This is a genomic window from Pseudofrankia inefficax (genome assembly GCF_000166135.1).
GTDB classification, from domain to species: Bacteria; Actinomycetota; Actinomycetes; order Frankiales; family Frankiaceae; genus Pseudofrankia; species Pseudofrankia inefficax.
On record NC_014666.1, the window covers coordinates 913,276 to 929,508 of the forward strand.

The window sequence follows — 16,233 nt, forward strand, 5'->3', positions numbered from 1 at the left end:
AGCTGGGCGAGCGGCGCCGCTACGCGGTCTGGCCGCAGCCCGCGGCGCCGGCGGTCTCGCCGCAGCCGCCCGCCTCGTCGCCGGTGGCCAGCCGGCCCAGCAGGTCGCCGAGCAGCTCAAGCTCGGCCGGGGAGTAGTGCGACAGCACGTTGCGCGCGACCCCGCGCAGGTGGGTCCCGGACGCGTCGCGCAGCCTGGCCAGCCCGGCGGGTGTCAGCACGGCCAGCGTGCCGCGCAGGTCGGACGGGCAGGACCGGCGCTCGACCAGGCCCTCCTTGACGAGCCGGTCGACCAGCCTCGTCAGCCCGCTGCGCGACAGCAGCACCGCGTCGGCGAGCTCGCTCATCCGCAGCGCGCCGTCCGGGGTCTCGGCCAGCTGGACCAGGACGTCATAGGACGCGAGCGGCAGGCCGTGCGCCTCCTCCAGCTCGGCCTCGAGCACCCTGGTGACCTGGGCGTGCGCGCGCAACAGATTCCGCCAGGCACGCATCCCCCTGGCGTCGACCCGGTCGCTCGCGACCTCCGTCACGCCGGCCTCGTCGGTGGCTGACTCGTTCTGGGCGGACTCGTCCTCGACGGCCGTGGCGTTGGCCTCGGACAAGGACGTTGGCTGGGTGAGCATGGGGCTAGCTCGAACCTTCTGGCCGCGCGAGGCTCGACCTCGGGGCGCCGGGCCAGGCTGCCCGAGGTGTGGTGACCGGTGCGAGCGCGGGCGTGACGGACCGGCGGCGGCGCTGGGCCGCGCGCGGGGGCATCGTCATCGACCCGAGCAGGCACACTCGATCAGGGTACGTCCGGCGTGGCCGGGCATGCCGGCCGACGCGGGCGGGCGGCGTCACAGTCCGGGCCCCGTCGCACCGCCCGACGCGAGAACCGCTGCCCGGTAGGGCGGCCGGCGCGGCCACGGTCTCGACGGCGGCCCGCGTGGCCGCCACGGCGGGCTATGGTGGAGTTCCGAGACGCCGTCGTCGGCGTGCCGCCCGGCACTACTCCCGGGCACCACCACCCGGCAGCGTCCTGATGTCCGTTCGATCGGGTCTCCAGTTCGATCGACAACCGCCGCTACCGCCGGCCGGCGGCAGCCAGACGGCCGAGGTTTCGTTGTCAGCTCCCACTTCCTCATCCGACGCCGGGGTCCTTCCTGGTTCGGCACAGCCAACCCAGGAAGCCGTTCAGGCGGCGCTGGCCACCGTGCTCGACCCCGAGATCGGCAAGCCGATCACCGAGCTGGACATGGTCGAGGCCATCCAGGTCCGTGGTGACGGGTCGGTCGACGTCGTGGTTCTGCTCACGGTGTCCGGCTGCCCGATGCGGGACGAGATCACCAACCGGGTCGACCGCGCCGTCCGCGGTGTCGCGGGGGTCACCGACGTCCGCGTCGTGCTGTCCGTGATGAGCGACGCGCAGCGGTCGGGCCTGCACGAGAAGCTGCGCGGCGGCACCCCGACGCGGGTGATCCCGTTCGCGCAGCCCGGTTCGCTCACGCGGGTCTACGGCGTGGCCAGCGGCAAGGGCGGCGTCGGCAAGTCGTCGGTCACCGTCAACGTGGCCGTCGCGATGGCCCAGTCGGGCCTGAAGGTCGGCGTCCTGGACGCGGACATCTACGGCCACTCGGTGCCCCGGATGTTCGGCATCGACCGGGGCCCGACGCAGGTCGACAAGATGATCATGCCGCCGCAGGCGCACGGCGTGAAGGTGATCTCCACGGGGATGTTCACCCGAGGCAACGCCCCGGTGACCTGGCGCGGGCCGATGCTGCACCGCGCGCTGGAGCAGTTCCTCTCCGACGTGTTCTGGGGCGATCTCGACGTCCTGCTGCTCGACCTGCCGCCCGGCACGGGCGACATCGCCATCTCCCTGGCGCAGCTGGTCCCGTCGTCGGAGCTGCTGGTCGTCACGACCCCGCAGGTCGCGGCCACGGAGGTCGCCGAGCGGGCCGGCACGATCGCCGCGCAGACCCGACAGAACGTGGTCGGCGTCCTCGAGAACATGGCCTACCTGCCCTGCCCGCACTGTGACGAGCGGATCGACCTGTTCGGGGCCGGCGGCGGCGCCGCGGTGGCCGAGCGGCTGACCACGGTGCTCGGCCACGACGTCCCGCTGCTGGCGCAGATCCCGCTGGACGTGCGGCTGCGCGAGGGCGGCGACGCCGGCGTGCCGCTGGTCGTGTCCGACCCGGACTGCGAGGCCAGCAAGCAGCTGCGGACGGTGGCCGACCGGCTCGGCCACCGCTCCCGTGGGCTTGCCGGCCGGTCGCTCAACCTGTCGCCGTCCCGGGGGCTGGCCGCGACGCCGCCCCACGCGCACTAGGACGGCTCGCCGGGTCCGAAGGGCCGTCGGCACGGGGTAGCGCCTCGTGCCGACGGCCCTTGCGCGTGTGGCTGCCCGCTGTCCGGCGAGGTTGCGCCGGGTCGGGGCCGATACGTGACAGTTCGAGAGTCGCGCGGTAGTGATGTTGCCCGCGAACGCCTGCGCGTGGCCCGCGCCGCCGCCTACGCTCCCCCCTTACGAACGGTCGGTGGCCCGTGGCCCGGCCGGCTCGTCCCGGAACGTCTGGTCAGGGGAGGGCGCATGCAGTTCGGCCGGTACTACGAGGAGTTCGAGGTCGGTGCCGTCTACAAGCACTGGCCAGGCAAGACGGTCACGGAGTACGACGACCATCTGTTCTGCCTGCTCACGATGAACCACCACCCGCTGCACCTCGACGCGCATTACGCCGAGGAGACGACCCAGTTCAAGCGGAACGTCGTCGTCGGCAACTACGTCTACTCGCTGCTGCTGGGCATGTCGGTGGCCGATGTCTCCGGCAAGGCGATCGCGAACCTCGAGGTCGAGTCGCTGCGTCACGTCAAGCCGGTCTTCCACGGCGACACGATCTACGGCGAGTCCACCGTCCTGGACAAGGTCGAGTCGAAGAGCAAGGACGACCGGGGCATCGTCACCGTCGAGACCCGGGGCTACAACCAGGACGGCGTCGTCGTCTGCGTCTACCGGCGCAAGGTGATGGTCCCGAAGCGGTCCTACGGCGAGGCGCGCGGCGGCGAGCAGCCGGGCCGTCCGGTCCCGGCCGAGGCCTGAGCCTCCCGGCTCCCGAACCGTCCTCCCGAATAGCGCGGTCCCAAACCGTGCTCGCCGGTTTGTCGAGGCTGAGCGGTGGCAACACCTTGAGTGCGGGACGTAACCCACTGTAGGTGGTCCCGGGATACTTGAGGAGAAATTCGGGAGGAGCCAGGTGACAAGCGCACCCGCCTGTCCCCGCTGCCTCGGCCAGCTAAGGCCGCCTGACGTGCGGAGCGACCAGTGGCGGTGCGACGTGCACGCCGCCGTGGCTCCCTGGCGTGAGGCGACGACGGCACCGGAGGAGGCTCTGCGCCAGCTCGCCGGCTCGGCCGCCGTGCCCGTCTGGGTGCCGACGCCGATGCCGGTGCACTGGTACGTCGGCGGCGTCGGCTGGGCCGGAGACGACCGGACCGGTGCCCGGGCGACCGCCCTGGCCACGGCCGGGCCGTCGCCGGTCGGCGGCCCCGCCGACATGCTGCTGGTGGCCGAGTCGCCGGGCACCGGCCTCGGCGCCCGGTTCGCCGGGATCGCCGGGCCCGACCCCAACCAGCTCGACACACTGCCGGAGGCGAAGGTCGAGGCGGCCGGGCATCCGACCGCGCTGTGGCCGGTGCGGTCACCGCCGGACCGGGCCGCCTTCGTCGGCGAGGCCGGCGGCGTCTGGCTGTGGGTGCTGCTCTGGCCCGCGGACGCCGCGCTGCTGCTGCTGGAGCACCTCGTGCTGGCGGACCTGGGTGACCAACAGACGCTGACCGACCGCCTGACGTTCGGCGCGCCCACCGATCGGCTGGGGACGAGAATGGCCTCCTCCGCGGCCTGAGCCCTCCGGACGGGCCGCGCGCCCATAGGGCGTTCTCGTCCGGCCCCGTCTGCTCGTAGGCTCTGGCACACCCGGGCGCCGCCCGAGGCGAACCCGAGCGAGAGGCGATCGGCCGCCATGACCGAAACCGCGGACCCCGCGCCGGCGGTCCCGGCCGCACCAGAGGACGCGCCGGTCCAGCTCGACCGGCTCCGGGTGATCGTGAACCCGAGCGCCGGCCACGGCCGCGCCGGGAAGGTGCTGCCCGCCGTCGAGGCGGCGCTGCGCGGCTGGGCCACCGAGGTCGAGGTGTCCCCGACCAGGGACATCGCGCACGCCGACGAGCTGGCCGCTGCCGCTGCCGCCGCCGGGCAGGTCGCGGTCGCGCTTGGCGGGGACGGCCTGGTCGGCCGGGTCGCGGGTGCCACCGCGGCTGCCGGGGGCGTCCTGGCCGTGCTGCCCGGCGGCCGCGGCAACGACTTCGCCCGCGGCCTCGGCATCGACCGTGACCCGGCCGCCGCCGCGACGGCGCTCGCCACGGCGGTGGAGCGTCGCGTCGACCTGCCGGAGGCGGGCGGCACCCCGTTCATCGGCATCGCGAGCCTCGGCTTCGACTCCGAGGTCAACGCGCTGGCGAACCGGACACGCTGGCTGCGCGGGCAGAGCGTGTACACGTACGCGGTGCTGCGCTCGATGGTGTCGTGGCGCCCGGTGAGGTTCACCGTCAGCGTCGACGGCGGCGAGCCCGAGCAGATCGTCGGCTGGACGGTGGGCGCCGCGAACGCCGCCTACTACGGCGGTGGCATGCGGATGGCCCCGGGTGCGGACATCGCCGACGGCAAACTAGAGGTGATCTTCATCCACCGGTGCGGCCGGCTCACCCTGCTCGCCCTGTTCCCCCGGGTCTTCTCGGGCCGGCACGTCGACACGAAGCACGTGACCGTGCGCCGGGCCACCCGGCTGACCGTGGACGCCGACCGGCCGTTCCAGGTCTACGCGGACGGCGACCCGGTCGCGGACCTCCCGGCCGAGATCCTCGTCCGTCCCGGCGCCCTACGCCTCCTCGCCCCGTCCGTCAGCTAGCCCCGCGTCCCGGTGGAGTCCGCCGGAGGCTTGCGCTCAGGTCAGGCGGGCCTCCCGGCGGGTGGGGTCGCGCAGGTCCAGCTCGTCGGCCAGCCAGCGCTCCCGCAGGGCGCCGGCGCCGTGGACCCGTTTGAACGCGGACTCGTTCGCCGTCATCGGGAACAGCGGCAGGAAGCGGACCGGCGCCGGCTCCCCGGCCGAGGCCCCGGGGCCGTCCGGGCTGGCGAGGCTGCCCGACTCCGCGGGGTCGGTGGGGTCGGTGGTCGGCAGGTCCGGTATCAGGCCGCCCGGCTCGCCGACCAGCACCGCGTGGAAGCGGGCGTCGTCCCAGAGCGGTTCGCCGAGGTCGAGACCGGAGCCGGCGACGACCGGCACGCCCTCGATCGCGGGGATCGCGGCCAGCACCGCGAGCCGGCGCACCACGCTGTCGCGCGGTGTTCGCAGGGAGAGGACCAGCTCGGCGCGCGGGCCGGCCGGGTCGCGCACGGCCACCGTCGGGTCGCTCATCGGCTCCGCGGACATGCCGACCGTCGCGTACCGGAAGAAGCCGTCCGGCTGAGGGCCGAACCGCAGCACGTCGATGGGGTCGGCGCCCAGGAACGTGACGCCGGCGCGGCCGGTGATCGGCCCGAACGTGGCCACCAGGTGCCGTTCGACCGCGGCGCGTAGGTCCACGCGCCTGATCCTACGGTCGGGCGCCGGGCACCCGATCCGTCAGCCGCCGGGCGTCCCCGGTGTGGACGCGGACCTGCCGGGTACTGCGGTGTACTGGCTGGGGAGCAACGTCTGGCCAGCAGGCAAAGCCGGTTGCGCGGTCCGGCGGCGAACGGTCTGTCTGGCGACATTCGTTGAGGCCGGGTGGGGTTGTGCGGCACGCTGAGGCGCGGTTGGGCGGTGGGCGCTGTCGCGGCGTGGGCGGCATCTGGAACGATCGAGGCCGCTGGTCGCGTTGGCCGGGGGAGTACAGGCGAGACGGAGGCAACCATGGCTGGGGTGCTGAGCAAGGGGGCGAACGCGCCGCTGCCGACGCCTGACGTGCGGGTGGAGATCTCCTCGTCGACGCCGCTGGACATCGCCGCGCTGCTCGTCACCGCGTCCGGGCGGGTCCGCTCGGACGCCGACTTCGTCTTCTACAACCAGCCCAGCGGCCCCGGGGTACGGCTGCGACCGCCGTCGACGCTGGAATTCTCGCTCCAGGCGGTGCCGCCGGACATCGACAAGGTGGTCGTGACGGGCAGCCTGGATGGCTCGGGGCCGCCGACCTTCGCCGCGGTGAACGGGCTGAGCGTCGCGGTGCTCGCCAGCCAGGGCGGCGCCGAGATCGCCCGCTTCGACCCGTCCGACCTGCGGACTGAGACCGCCCTCATCATGGTCGAGCTCTACCGTCGCGCGGGTAGCTGGAAGGTGCGCGCGGTCGGCCAGGGCTATGCGTCCGGGCTCGCGGGTATCGCCACCGACTTCGGCATCAGCGTCGACAGCGACGCCCCCGCGGCCGCGCCGCAGGCTCCGCCCGCGCCGCCGACCCCAGCGCCCCCGCCGCCGCAGCCTCTGACGCGCCCGAGCGCGCCGGCGGCGCCGCCCGCCCCGGCAGGTGGGCCGGGACGGTGGGGCGAGGGCGACTACGAGGCTCCGACCCAGCTGGTCCGGCCGGACCAGCCGCCGACTCCCGCCTCCCCGTCGTCGCGTGGCGCGGCCACCGGGCCGCCGCCCGGCGGACCGGCGCAGGGCCAGCCGCCTGCGTCGCCGCAGTGGGGTCCCCCGCCGACCGCCCAGCCGCAGTACGGGCAGCAGCCGCCGCGGGCGCCGCAGCCGCCGCCGGGGGGTCAGCCGCAGCCGCAGGGCCCGCCGCAGTGGGGCCCGCCGCCCGGCCAGCCGGGCCAGTGGGGCGCACCGCCCCCGCCCGGGGCGCAGCCGGGCCAGTGGGCCGGCCAGTCGGGGCAGCAGTGGGCGCCTCCCGCCGGGGCGCCGGTGAACCCGGCCTGGGGCGCGCCGCAGCCCGGGCAGCCGGGGGGACCGCCCGCCGGCGGTCAGTGGGGCCCGCCGCCCGGTCAGCCGCCCATGGACAAGGCCTGGGGACCGCCGGCCGCCGGGGTCAACCTCGACAAGGGGCGCGTGTCGCTGCGCAAGGGCGAGGCTGTCTCGCTGGTCAAGACCGGCGCTCCGCCGCTGACCCGGGTCCGGATGGCGCTTGGCTGGGATCCGGCCGCGCAGGGCAAGGACATCGACCTGGACGCGTCCTGCATCCTCTACGACGCGCACGGCAAGGACGTCGACCGCGTCTGGTTCATGTCCAAGAAGGGCGCGAAGGGCGCCGTGCGGCACTCCGGTGACAACCTCACCGGGGCGGGCGAGGGCGACGACGAGACGATCTTCGTCGACCTCGGGGCGCTGCCGCCGACGGTGATCGCGCTGGTCTTCACCGTGAACAGCTTCGCGGGCCAGCCGTTCACCGACGTCCGGCGGGCCTACTGCCGGCTGATCGACGACCTGACCAGCCAGGAGCTGGTCCGGTTCGACCTGTCGGACTCCAAGCGGTCCACCGGCCTGGTGATGTGCAAGGTCCAGCGGGTGCCGAACACGCCGGTGTGGTCGATGACCGCGATCGGCGAGTTCCACGACGGCAAGACGGTCCGCGCCATGATCGAACCGGCCCGCCGGTATCTCTGAGCCGCCCTTCGACCACGCCGCCTCAACGCGGCGGCGCCTCTGATCGCTGGACCCGTCCAGCGGAGGCGTGATCGCCGTCTCGGCCCTGGCGTGGTCGCGATGGCGGCCGAGGCACGACCGCCCCAGGGCCAAAACGGCGATCACGACGGGACGGCTGACCTCGCCGGCCCCGGTCGGGGCTGGGGCCGGCGGGCGCGGGCCGGTGGGAACAGGGGCCGCGGCCGTGACGCTGGTGGCAGAGCAAGCCGCCGCTGCGCGAGGCCGCGGGGCAGGAGTTCCGGGAGGCCGCGTTGGCGGGCATCGACCTGCACACCCACTCCACCGCGTCCGACGGGCTGTTGGCGCCCGCGGCGCTCGTGGCCGCGGCGGCCGGTGCCGGGGTCGGCGTTCTCGCGCTGACCGACCACGACACGACCGCGGGGGTCGCCGAGGCCGAGGCCGCGCTGCGGCCCGGGATGACCCTGATACCGGGCGCGGAGATCTCGTGCGAGGTGCGGGTCGACGACGGCCGGGTGATCAGCCTGCACGTGCTCGCGTACCTGTTCGACCCCGCGGAGCCGGAGTTCGTCGCGATGCGGCGGCGGGTGCGGGAAAGTCGGGATTCCCGGGCCCGGCGGATGGTGGAGCTGATGGTCGCCGACGGGCTGCCCGTGAGCTGGGAACAGGTCCAGGCCCGGGCGCGGGGAACGGTCGGGCGGCCGCACGTCGCCGGCGCGCTGCTCGAGGCGGGGCTGATCTCCGACCTCGACGAGGCGTTCGGGCCGAAGTGGATCGGCAGCCGGGGCCCCTACCACGCGCGCAAGGACCAGCCGGACGTCGCCGAGGCGCTTCGGTTGATCCATGGCGCCGGCGGGGTGAGCGTCTTCGCGCACCCCTACGCGGCCGCCCGGGGCCCGATCATCGGGCCGGACACGATCGAGTACATGGCGTCGCTGGGCCTCGGCGGCGTGGAGGTCGACCACCCCGACCACGAACCGGCGGCACGGGATCGACTGCGGGACCTCGCGGCCAGCCTCGGCCTGCTGACGACCGGTTCGAGCGACTTCCACGGCACCCGCGAAGGGCCGGGCCGCGGCCTCGGCGCCCACAGCACCGGCCCCGACGTACTCGCCGAGATCATCGACCGCGCCTCCGGTGACACTCCGCGCTCGGCCTGACCGGCGGCGATTGGCCGTGAGCCATACCTGGTGGTCGGCGAGGCGCAGGGCCTTGTCACCGCCAGGTATGAGTCAGGCGAGGTGCCCGCAGGGTGGGAGGTTCCCGCTGGGCGGAGCGTCCCGCTACTGGGCCAGCTTGTAGTCGCGCAGGAGCGCCCGGCTGATGATGCGCTTCTGGACCTCGGAGGTGCCCTCGCCGATCAGCATGAAGGGCGCCTCGCGGAACAGCCGCTCGATCTCGTACTCCTTCGAGTAGCCGTAGCCGCCGTGGATCCGGAACGCCTCGGTGGTGACCTCGTAGCAGTACTCGCTGGCCAGGAACTTCGCCATGCCGGCCTCGACGTCGTTGCGCTCGCCGCGGTCCTTCTTGCGGGCGGCGTTCACCATCATCAGGTGGCCGGCCTCGATCTTCGTCGCCATCTCGGCGAGCTTGAAGGCGATGGCCTGGTGGTCGGCGATCGGGTGGCCGAAGGTCTTGCGCTGCTGCGCGTAGGCGATGGCCAGCTCGAACGCGCGGATCATGATCCCGCAGGCCCGGGCGGCGACGTTGACGCGGCCGACCTCGACGCCGTCCATCATCTGGTAGAAGCCCTTGCCGGTCTTCTCCGGGCCGCCGAGGATCGCGCTGGCCGGCACCCGGTGGTTGTCGAGGACCATCTCGGTGGTCTCGACGCCCTTGTAGCCCATCTTCTCGAGTTTGCCGGGAATGGTCAGGCCGCCCGTGGTGCCGAAACCTGGCTCCTTCTCCAGCAGGAACGTCGTCATGTTCCGGTAGACCGAGTCTGCGCCCTCGTCGGTCTTCACCAGAGTGGCGACGACCCCGGACTGGGCGCCGTTCGTCAGCCACATCTTCTGGCCGTTGATGACGTAGTCCTCGCCGTCCCGGGCGGCCCGGGTCGTGATCGCCGAGACGTCCGAGCCGCAGCCGGGCTCGCTCATCGAGAACGCGCCGCGGACCTCGCCGGTGGCCATCTTCGGCAGCAGCCGGGCCTTCTGTTCGTCAGAGCCGTGCTGGAGCAGCAGGTACGCGACGATGAAGTGCGTGTTGATGACGCCGGAGACGCTCATCCAGCCGCGGGCGATCTCCTCGACCACCAGCGCGTAGGTGAGCAGGGACTCACCGAGGCCGCCGTACTCCTCCGGGATCGTGATCCCGAAGAGGCCCATCTCCTTCATCTGCTCGACGATCTCGGCCGGGTACTCGTCCTTGTGCTCGAGTTCCGTGGCGTGCGGCAGAATCTCCTTGTCCACAAAGGTGCGGACCGCCGCGAGTATGTCGGCCTGAATCTCCGTGAGACCGTCGGTCTGCGCGATCCTGCCCATTTCCTGTGGATCCTTTCCTGGTTCTGCGGCGAGGGCTCGGCTGTGGTCAGGGTGGCGCCCGCCGCGGGTCGCGGGCGGGCGCGTCACCGTTACTGGGCCGGCGGCTCGAACTTCTTGGTGCGCTGCATGCCCGCGGCGCGGCCCTTGCCGGCGATGACCTGAGCCATCTTCGCGCTGGCCTCGTCGATCATCTCGTCGCCGAGCATGACGGCGCCGCGGTGGCCACCGGCCTCCGAGGTGTGCCAGGCGTACGCGTCGAGGATCAGTTCGGCGTGGTCGTAGTCCTCCTGGCGGGGCCGGTAGACCTCGTTCGCCGCGTCGATCTGGCCGGGGTGCAGCACCCACTTGCCGTCGTAGCCGAGCGCGGCGGACTTCTTCGCCACCGACCGGAACGCGTCCACGTCACGGATCTGGAGGAACGGCCCGTCGATGGCCTGCACGCCGCGGGCGCGGGCCGCCTCGACAATCTTGAAGAGCGGGTAGTGGAACGGGTCGCCCGGATAGTCAGGGTTCAGCGCACCCACGACGAGGGACGGCATGTTCATGGACGCCATGAAGTCGGCCGGACCGAAGATGATGGTCTCGATGCGGTCGCTCGCGAATGCGATGTCCTTGACGTTGGACAGGCCGAGCGCGTTCTCGATCTGCGCCTCGATGCCGATACGGCCGACCTCGAACCCCATCACCTGCTCGATCTGGCTGAGCAGCAGGTCCAGCCACTGCACCTGAGCGGCGGTCTGCACCTTCGGCAGCATGATGCAGTCGAGGTTCTGCCCGGCACCCTCGACGACGGTGATGACGTCGCGGTAGGTCCACTTCGTGGTCAGGTCATTGACCCGGACAACTCGGGTCTTGCCGGTCCAGTCGCCCTCGTTCAGCGCGGCCACGACATTGCCGCGGGCCGCCTCCTTCGCGCCCGGAGCAACGGAGTCCTCCAGGTCACAAAAGATCTGGTCCGCGGGCAGGCCCTGAGCCTTGCCGAGCATCTTGGTCGACGAGCCAGGAACCGCTAGGCAGGAGCGGCGGGGACGTAGCGACATGATCGAGATAGTAGCCGCAGCCCGGTGCCGGCGCCCGAGAACGAAGCCGTTGTGGATCATGTTCGAGTGTGGGTTGCCTCACCGCGTTATTCCGCCCACGAAGTAGCCGGTGCTTTCTGGCAATTGGACTGGGCGGTCCGTCCAAAGATGGCGACGGCCGAGGCTTCGTCGGTCGTCCGACCCGGGCTCGCCGGCCGACCGGCGGGGACGGCCGCGGCGGGCCGCGCGATCGCTCCCGCCTTGGCGCCGTCAAATGGGGGCGCGGTAGCTTTGCGCTGTGAGCAGCGAGGCACCGTGACGGCGACCGGGGCACAGCGCACGCCGGCGCCGGTCCGGGTCTACTGCCGGCGGCTGCACGGGCTGCTGGTGCTTGACCCCAACGGCGACCAGGTCGGCCGCGTCCGTGATGTGGTCGTCACGCTACGCCCTGGCCACGCCGCGCCCCGCGTACTCGGCCTGGCCGTGGACGTGCAGCATCGGCCGATCTTCGTGGCGATGGGCCGGGTGACCGGTGTCGAGTCCGGAGCCGTGATCCTGTCGTCGGCGCGGCTGAGCTGGCGGCGGTTCGCCCAGCGCGCCGGCGAGACCCTCGTCCTCGGCGAGCTGCTCGACCGCCGGGTCACCGAGGTCTCCAGCGGCAAGGAGGTCACGGTCGTCGACGCGGCGATCGCGCCGATCCGCAGCGGCGAGTGGATCCTCGATCAGGTGGCCGTCCGGGTCGGCCGCGGCCGGCGCGGCGACATGCGCACCGTCGGCTGGGACGAGGTCAGCGGGTTCTCGCTGCAGGAGGACGGCCAGGGCGCGGCGAACCTGCTCGCCGCGTTCGAGAAGCTGCGCCCGGCCGACCTCGCGTCGATGCTGCACGACCTGTCCCACAAACGGCGGGCGGAGGTCGCGGCGGCACTGGACGACGAGCGGCTCGCCGACGTCCTGGAGGAGTTGCCCGAGGACGAGCAGGTCGAACTGCTCGGCGGGCTGGCCGAGGACCGGGCCGCCGACGTGCTGGAGGCGATGGGCCCGGACGACGCCGCCGACCTGCTCGGCGAGCTGCCCGCCGAGGACGCCGAGCGGCTGCTGCGCCTGATGGATCCGGAGGAGGCAGGGCCGGTCCGCCAGCTCCTGCGCTACGCCGACGACACCGCGGGCGGCCTGATGACCAGCGAGCCGGTGATCCTCGCGCCGAACGCCAGCGTCGCCGAGGCGCTCGCCCGGGTGCGCGCGCCGGAGCTCTCCCCGGCCCTCGCCGCCCAGGTCTACGTGGTCCGGCCGCCGTATGAGACGCCGACCGGGCGCTACCTGGGGCTGGCCCACTTCCAGCGGCTGCTGCGCGAGCCCCCGGCGACGCTGATCGGCGCGGTGATCGACGCGGACGTCCGGCCACTGCGGCCGGACACCCACCTCGCCGAGGTCACCCGGCACCTGGCGTCCTACAACCTGGTCGCGGCGCCCGTGCTCGACGACGCCGGCCGGCTGGTCGGTGTCGTCACCGTCGACGACGTCCTCGACCACCTCCTCCCGCCGGACTGGCGGGAGCGGCAGCTCGACGACGACGTCGAGCACCGCGCGGCCGAGGAGGCCACGACCCTCGACGACGACTTCGACGACTTCGGCCGGAGCGACGATCCGGAGCGGGACAGGGCCCAGCTCGCGGGGGACCCGCCGCCGGACGAGCCGGGCCCGGACGGGCCCGGCGTCGAGCGTGCGGATCTCGAACCGGAGGACGGGGACCCGGGCCGCTAGCCGGCGCGGACCGTCCCGCTCCGCCGGCTCCAGCCGTCAGCCGAAGCAGGCCGTCAGCTGGCGCGGAGGGGTCAGGTCAGCGAGCCGCGGCAGAGGGTGAGGATCGCCAGCGCGATCTCGACACCGCGCGGGCCGAGCTCGTCCGCCCAGGCGGCGATGATCTCGTTCTCCCTGGAGTGCTGGACGCGTGGGCCGCCGTCGGTGGTCCGATGCGTCTGGATCTGCCGGGAGATGTCCCGGCGGACCGCGACGAGGCCGCGCAGCTGGACGTCGAGGTCGTCGATCAGGCGGCGGCCCTCGTCGATCGAGGCGATCGTCGGCGCGACCGGCGCGGGTGATCCGTCCGTGACGGCGTCGTTGAGGCCTGCGTCCATCGTGTTGCTCACGGGAGCACCTTTCGGGTGGAGGCTCGGCGCAGCCCAGGCGCGATGAGGCCCGGGCGTTCCGGGCCTTCGGTCTGGGGCGTTGTGCCGCGAGATCAGCGGCACAGTGGGGACCGAGCCCGGCCCCCATAAAAGGAGTGCAGCGACATACGGAGCGGCGCGTGTACGACCACGGCTTCGCTGCGCTCCATGCGTCGGAGCATGCCAGGCTGCGCCGGGATCGTCCAGTTGCGGTACGTGACTTCGAGCCGGCGAAGCGGGCGCCTGGCCGACGGGCCGACCCGGTTCGTGCTGCGTGGCCAGCGGTCCGGTGACGCGGCAGCAGCCGGTTGTGACGTGGGACGAACCGGAACTGTCGGTGGCGGGTGCGAGGATCTTCGTGTGCCTCGGCTCGTGGCCGAGCGTTCCGCCCCACCCCGCCCCTGAGCCGGAGGAGTCGACCATGGCGCAGCTCGTACTCGACGAGATGCCACGCCGGTTGTTCACCTGTACCCCGACCCGGCTGGCCTCGTTCGAGGACTGCCCGCGCCGCTACCGGATGACCTACGTCGACCGGCCGGCGCCACCCAAGGGCCCGCCGTGGGCGCACACCTCGCTGGGGACCAGCGCGCACAACGCGCTGCGGCTCTGGTGGGACGAGCCCGCGCGGCGTCGCACGCCGGAGCGGGCCGCCGCGCTGGTCCGCTCCGGCTGGGTCGCGGAGGGCTGGCGGGACGACCAGCAGTCCGCCGACGCCCGGGACCGGGTCGCCGCGATGTGCGAGCGCTACACCGCCGGTCTCGACCCGACGGACGAGCCGCGGGCGGTCGAGCGCCAGGTGGCGACCCGCACCGACCTGCTCGCGCTGCACGGCCGGGTCGACCGGCTGGACGAGCGGGACGGCGAGCTGGTCGTCGTCGACTACAAGACCGGCCGGCGGGCGCCGCAGGACGGCGACGCCCGCACGTCGCCCGCGCTGGCGCTCTACGCGTTCGCGGCCGAGCGGATGCTGCGCCAGCGCTGCCGACGGGTCGAGCTGCACCATCTGCCGAGCGGTCGGATCGTCGAGGCCGAGCACACCGACGAGAGCCTGGCCCGCCACCTGCGCCGGGCCGAGTCCATCGCGACCGACGCCGTCGCGGCGACCGAGCGGCTGGCCGCGGGGCAGCCGGCCGACGTCGCGTTCCCGCCGCGCCCGGGCCCCCTCTGCTCCTGGTGCGACTATCGCCGCCACTGCCCCGAGGGACGGGCCGCCGGCCCCGAGCTGGCTCCCTGGGCCGGCGTCGAGTACCTGGCCGAGCAGGAGCCGGCGGCGAGCCAGGGGACATGACCACCAGGCCGGTGGGAAACGCTGCATGATGGGGCCGTGGCCTCGCAGATGCTGCCCTCGCTCGCCGGCTCCAGGCCCGGGACCGGTCAGGTTCCCGGCCCCGCCCGGTTGTCGGCGAAGGCGTCGACGTTCACCGAGTCGGTCATCCGGGACATGACCCGGCTGGCGGTCGCGCACGACGCCGTCAACCTGGCCCAGGGCTTCCCGGACTTCTCCTGCCCGGTTGAGCTCAAGGACGCCGCCAAGGCGGCGATCGACGCCGACGTCAACCAGTACGCGATCACCTGGGGCGCGCCCGCCTTCCGCGCAGCCATCGCGGCGAAGGTGGCCGGCGCCTACCCGGGCTGGACGGTCGACCCGGACACCGAGATCTGCGTGACGTGCGGCGCCACCGAGGCCATGATCGCGACCATGCTCGGCCTGGTCGACCCGGGCGAGGAGGTGATCTTCTTCGAGCCGTTCTACGAGAACTACGGCCCGGACGCGATCCTCTCCGGCGCGACGCCCCGGCTGGTGAAGCTGCGCGCTCCCGACTGGAGCTTCGACGAGGCCGAGCTGCGCGCCGCCTTCACCGACCGGACCCGCGCGATCGTCATCAACACCCCGCACAACCCGACCGGCAAGATGTTCGGCCGCGCCGAGCTCGACCTCATCGCGGAGCTCTGCCAGCGATACGACGCCCTGGTCGTCACCGACGAGATCTACGAGCACATCCAGTATCTCGGCCCCGGCGGGCACATCCCGCCGGCCACGGTCCCCGGCCTGGAAGATCGCACGGTCACCGTCAACGCGCTGTCGAAGACCTACGCCGTCACCGGCTGGCGGGTCGGCTGGACGATCGCCCCGGCGGCGCTGACGGAGGGCATCCGCAAGACCCACGACTTCCTGACCGTCGGCGCCGCGGCTCCGCTGCAGGCCGCCGGCATCGCCGCGATGGGCCTGCCCGCCGCGTACTACGCCGAGCTTGCCGAGTCCTATCAGGCCCGCCGGGATCTGCTCTGCGCCGCGCTGGCCGACGTCGGCTTCGGGGTCAGCCGGCCCGACGGCGCCTACTACGTCATGTGCGACACCCGGGCGCTCGACCCGGCCGGCGACGACGTCGCCTTCGCTCGCCACCTGGTCGCCGACATCGGCGTCGCGTGCGTCCCGGGCTCGTCGTTCTTCGCCGACCCTGCCGACGGCCGGCACATCATCCGGTTCGCCTTCCCCAAGCGTGAGGCGACCCTGCTGGAGGCCGCCGCCCGCCTGCGCACGCTGTCCTGACCGCGCCCGGCCTCGGCACCTCGGATCCCGCCGGGCCGACCTTCGCGGTGACGGCCTAGATCGCTTGGCGGGCTCTGGCCGCCGGTTCGGTCGGGTGAGGCCTGGAACCGGCGCGAGTGCGGCTGAGTCATACCCGATGGTCGGGACGGGCGAGAATCCGTGGCCACCAGGTATGACTGCATACTGCGAGGCGTCGCATTGTCTGGCCTGATTCCACCGGAGCCAGCTCGATCGACGCTCCTGCCGACAGCAGGACCCGGGCGGTCCTGGACATTCGGGGACGATACAAGGCCGCGGTGGGAATCCGGCTGTTCGGCGATGCGAACTGGGTCCTTGTTCCGCCGCTATCCGTATGACGCTCCGGGGTCCCGGAGGATTGCCGCCACGAAATAGCCCGATGTTATCTTGA

Annotated in this window: 14 protein-coding genes; 9 read left to right on the forward strand and 5 right to left on the reverse strand. The window is 73.1% G+C overall.

Annotated features, from left to right (window positions below; translation table 11 throughout):
* Window positions 1-19 precede the first annotated feature (19 nt).
* The gene (locus tag FRAEUI1C_RS03645; RefSeq protein WP_013421927.1) at window positions 20-622 is read right to left on the reverse strand and encodes a MarR family winged helix-turn-helix transcriptional regulator; all 603 of its coding nucleotides are present in this window, start codon (window positions 620-622) and stop codon (window positions 20-22) included.
* 479 nt (window positions 623-1,101) lie between these two features.
* Here FRAEUI1C_RS03645 and FRAEUI1C_RS03650 point away from each other — a divergent pair, with 479 nt between their 5' ends.
* From FRAEUI1C_RS03650 to FRAEUI1C_RS03665, 4 genes are all read left to right on the forward strand, one after another.
* The gene (locus tag FRAEUI1C_RS03650; RefSeq protein ID WP_013421928.1) at window positions 1,102-2,310 is read left to right on the forward strand and encodes an Mrp/NBP35 family ATP-binding protein; all 1,209 of its coding nucleotides are present in this window, start codon (window positions 1,102-1,104) and stop codon (window positions 2,308-2,310) included.
* A gap of 261 nt (window positions 2,311-2,571) precedes the next feature.
* The gene (locus tag FRAEUI1C_RS03655; protein WP_013421929.1) at window positions 2,572-3,078 is read left to right on the forward strand and encodes a MaoC family dehydratase; all 507 of its coding nucleotides are present in this window, start codon (window positions 2,572-2,574) and stop codon (window positions 3,076-3,078) included.
* Between the two features lie 154 nt (window positions 3,079-3,232).
* Complete coding sequence (locus tag FRAEUI1C_RS03660; RefSeq protein ID WP_013421930.1) at window positions 3,233-3,880, forward strand: DUF6758 family protein; 648 nt, start codon at window positions 3,233-3,235, stop codon at window positions 3,878-3,880.
* Window positions 3,881-3,997: 117 nt separating this feature from the next.
* A complete protein-coding gene (locus FRAEUI1C_RS03665) occupies window positions 3,998-4,942 on the forward strand; it encodes a diacylglycerol/lipid kinase family protein (protein ID WP_013421931.1) in 945 nt (314 codons plus the stop codon).
* Between the two features lie 36 nt (window positions 4,943-4,978).
* Here FRAEUI1C_RS03665 and FRAEUI1C_RS03670 read toward each other — a convergent pair whose 3' ends face one another.
* Window positions 4,979-5,617, reverse strand: a complete 639-nt coding sequence (locus tag FRAEUI1C_RS03670) for a suppressor of fused domain protein (RefSeq protein WP_013421932.1) — start codon at window positions 5,615-5,617, stop codon at window positions 4,979-4,981.
* 309 nt (window positions 5,618-5,926) lie between these two features.
* Here FRAEUI1C_RS03670 and FRAEUI1C_RS03675 point away from each other — a divergent pair, with 309 nt between their 5' ends.
* Together FRAEUI1C_RS03675 and FRAEUI1C_RS03680 are read left to right on the forward strand one after the other, a co-directional pair.
* Window positions 5,927-7,609, forward strand: coding sequence for a TerD family protein (locus FRAEUI1C_RS03675; protein ID WP_013421933.1), 1,683 nt, complete (start codon window positions 5,927-5,929; stop codon window positions 7,607-7,609).
* 290 nt (window positions 7,610-7,899) lie between these two features.
* Window positions 7,900-8,766 (forward strand): PHP domain-containing protein, encoded by an 867-nt coding sequence (locus tag FRAEUI1C_RS03680; protein ID WP_013421934.1) that lies wholly within the window; start codon window positions 7,900-7,902, stop codon window positions 8,764-8,766.
* 123 nt (window positions 8,767-8,889) lie between these two features.
* Here the strand turns inward: FRAEUI1C_RS03680 and FRAEUI1C_RS03685 are convergent, their stop codons facing one another.
* Window positions 8,890-10,089 carry an acyl-CoA dehydrogenase family protein gene (locus FRAEUI1C_RS03685; protein ID WP_013421935.1) on the reverse strand — a complete coding sequence of 400 codons (1,200 nt, stop codon included), beginning with the start codon at window positions 10,087-10,089 and terminating at the stop codon, window positions 8,890-8,892.
* 89 nt (window positions 10,090-10,178) lie between these two features.
* Window positions 10,179-11,129 (reverse strand): HpcH/HpaI aldolase/citrate lyase family protein, encoded by a 951-nt coding sequence (locus FRAEUI1C_RS03690; protein WP_013421936.1) that lies wholly within the window; start codon window positions 11,127-11,129, stop codon window positions 10,179-10,181.
* Window positions 11,130-11,423: 294 nt separating this feature from the next.
* On the opposite strand from FRAEUI1C_RS03690, the gene FRAEUI1C_RS03695 reads away from it, so the two are divergent.
* On the forward strand, window positions 11,424-12,869 hold the full coding sequence (locus tag FRAEUI1C_RS03695) for a magnesium transporter MgtE N-terminal domain-containing protein (protein WP_013421937.1): 1,446 nt from the start codon (window positions 11,424-11,426) through the stop codon (window positions 12,867-12,869).
* A gap of 71 nt (window positions 12,870-12,940) precedes the next feature.
* On the opposite strand, the gene FRAEUI1C_RS03700 is transcribed toward FRAEUI1C_RS03695, so the two are convergent.
* Window positions 12,941-13,243, reverse strand: a complete 303-nt coding sequence (locus FRAEUI1C_RS03700) for a chorismate mutase (RefSeq protein ID WP_013421938.1) — start codon at window positions 13,241-13,243, stop codon at window positions 12,941-12,943.
* Between the two features lie 451 nt (window positions 13,244-13,694).
* On the opposite strand from FRAEUI1C_RS03700, the gene FRAEUI1C_RS03705 reads away from it, so the two are divergent.
* Window positions 13,695-14,561, forward strand: a complete 867-nt coding sequence (locus FRAEUI1C_RS03705) for a RecB family exonuclease (protein WP_013421939.1) — start codon at window positions 13,695-13,697, stop codon at window positions 14,559-14,561.
* Between the two features lie 48 nt (window positions 14,562-14,609).
* The gene (locus FRAEUI1C_RS03710) at window positions 14,610-15,824 is read left to right on the forward strand and encodes an aminotransferase class I/II-fold pyridoxal phosphate-dependent enzyme (RefSeq protein ID WP_013421940.1); all 1,215 of its coding nucleotides are present in this window, start codon (window positions 14,610-14,612) and stop codon (window positions 15,822-15,824) included.
* Window positions 15,825-16,233: the final 409 nt, after the last annotated feature.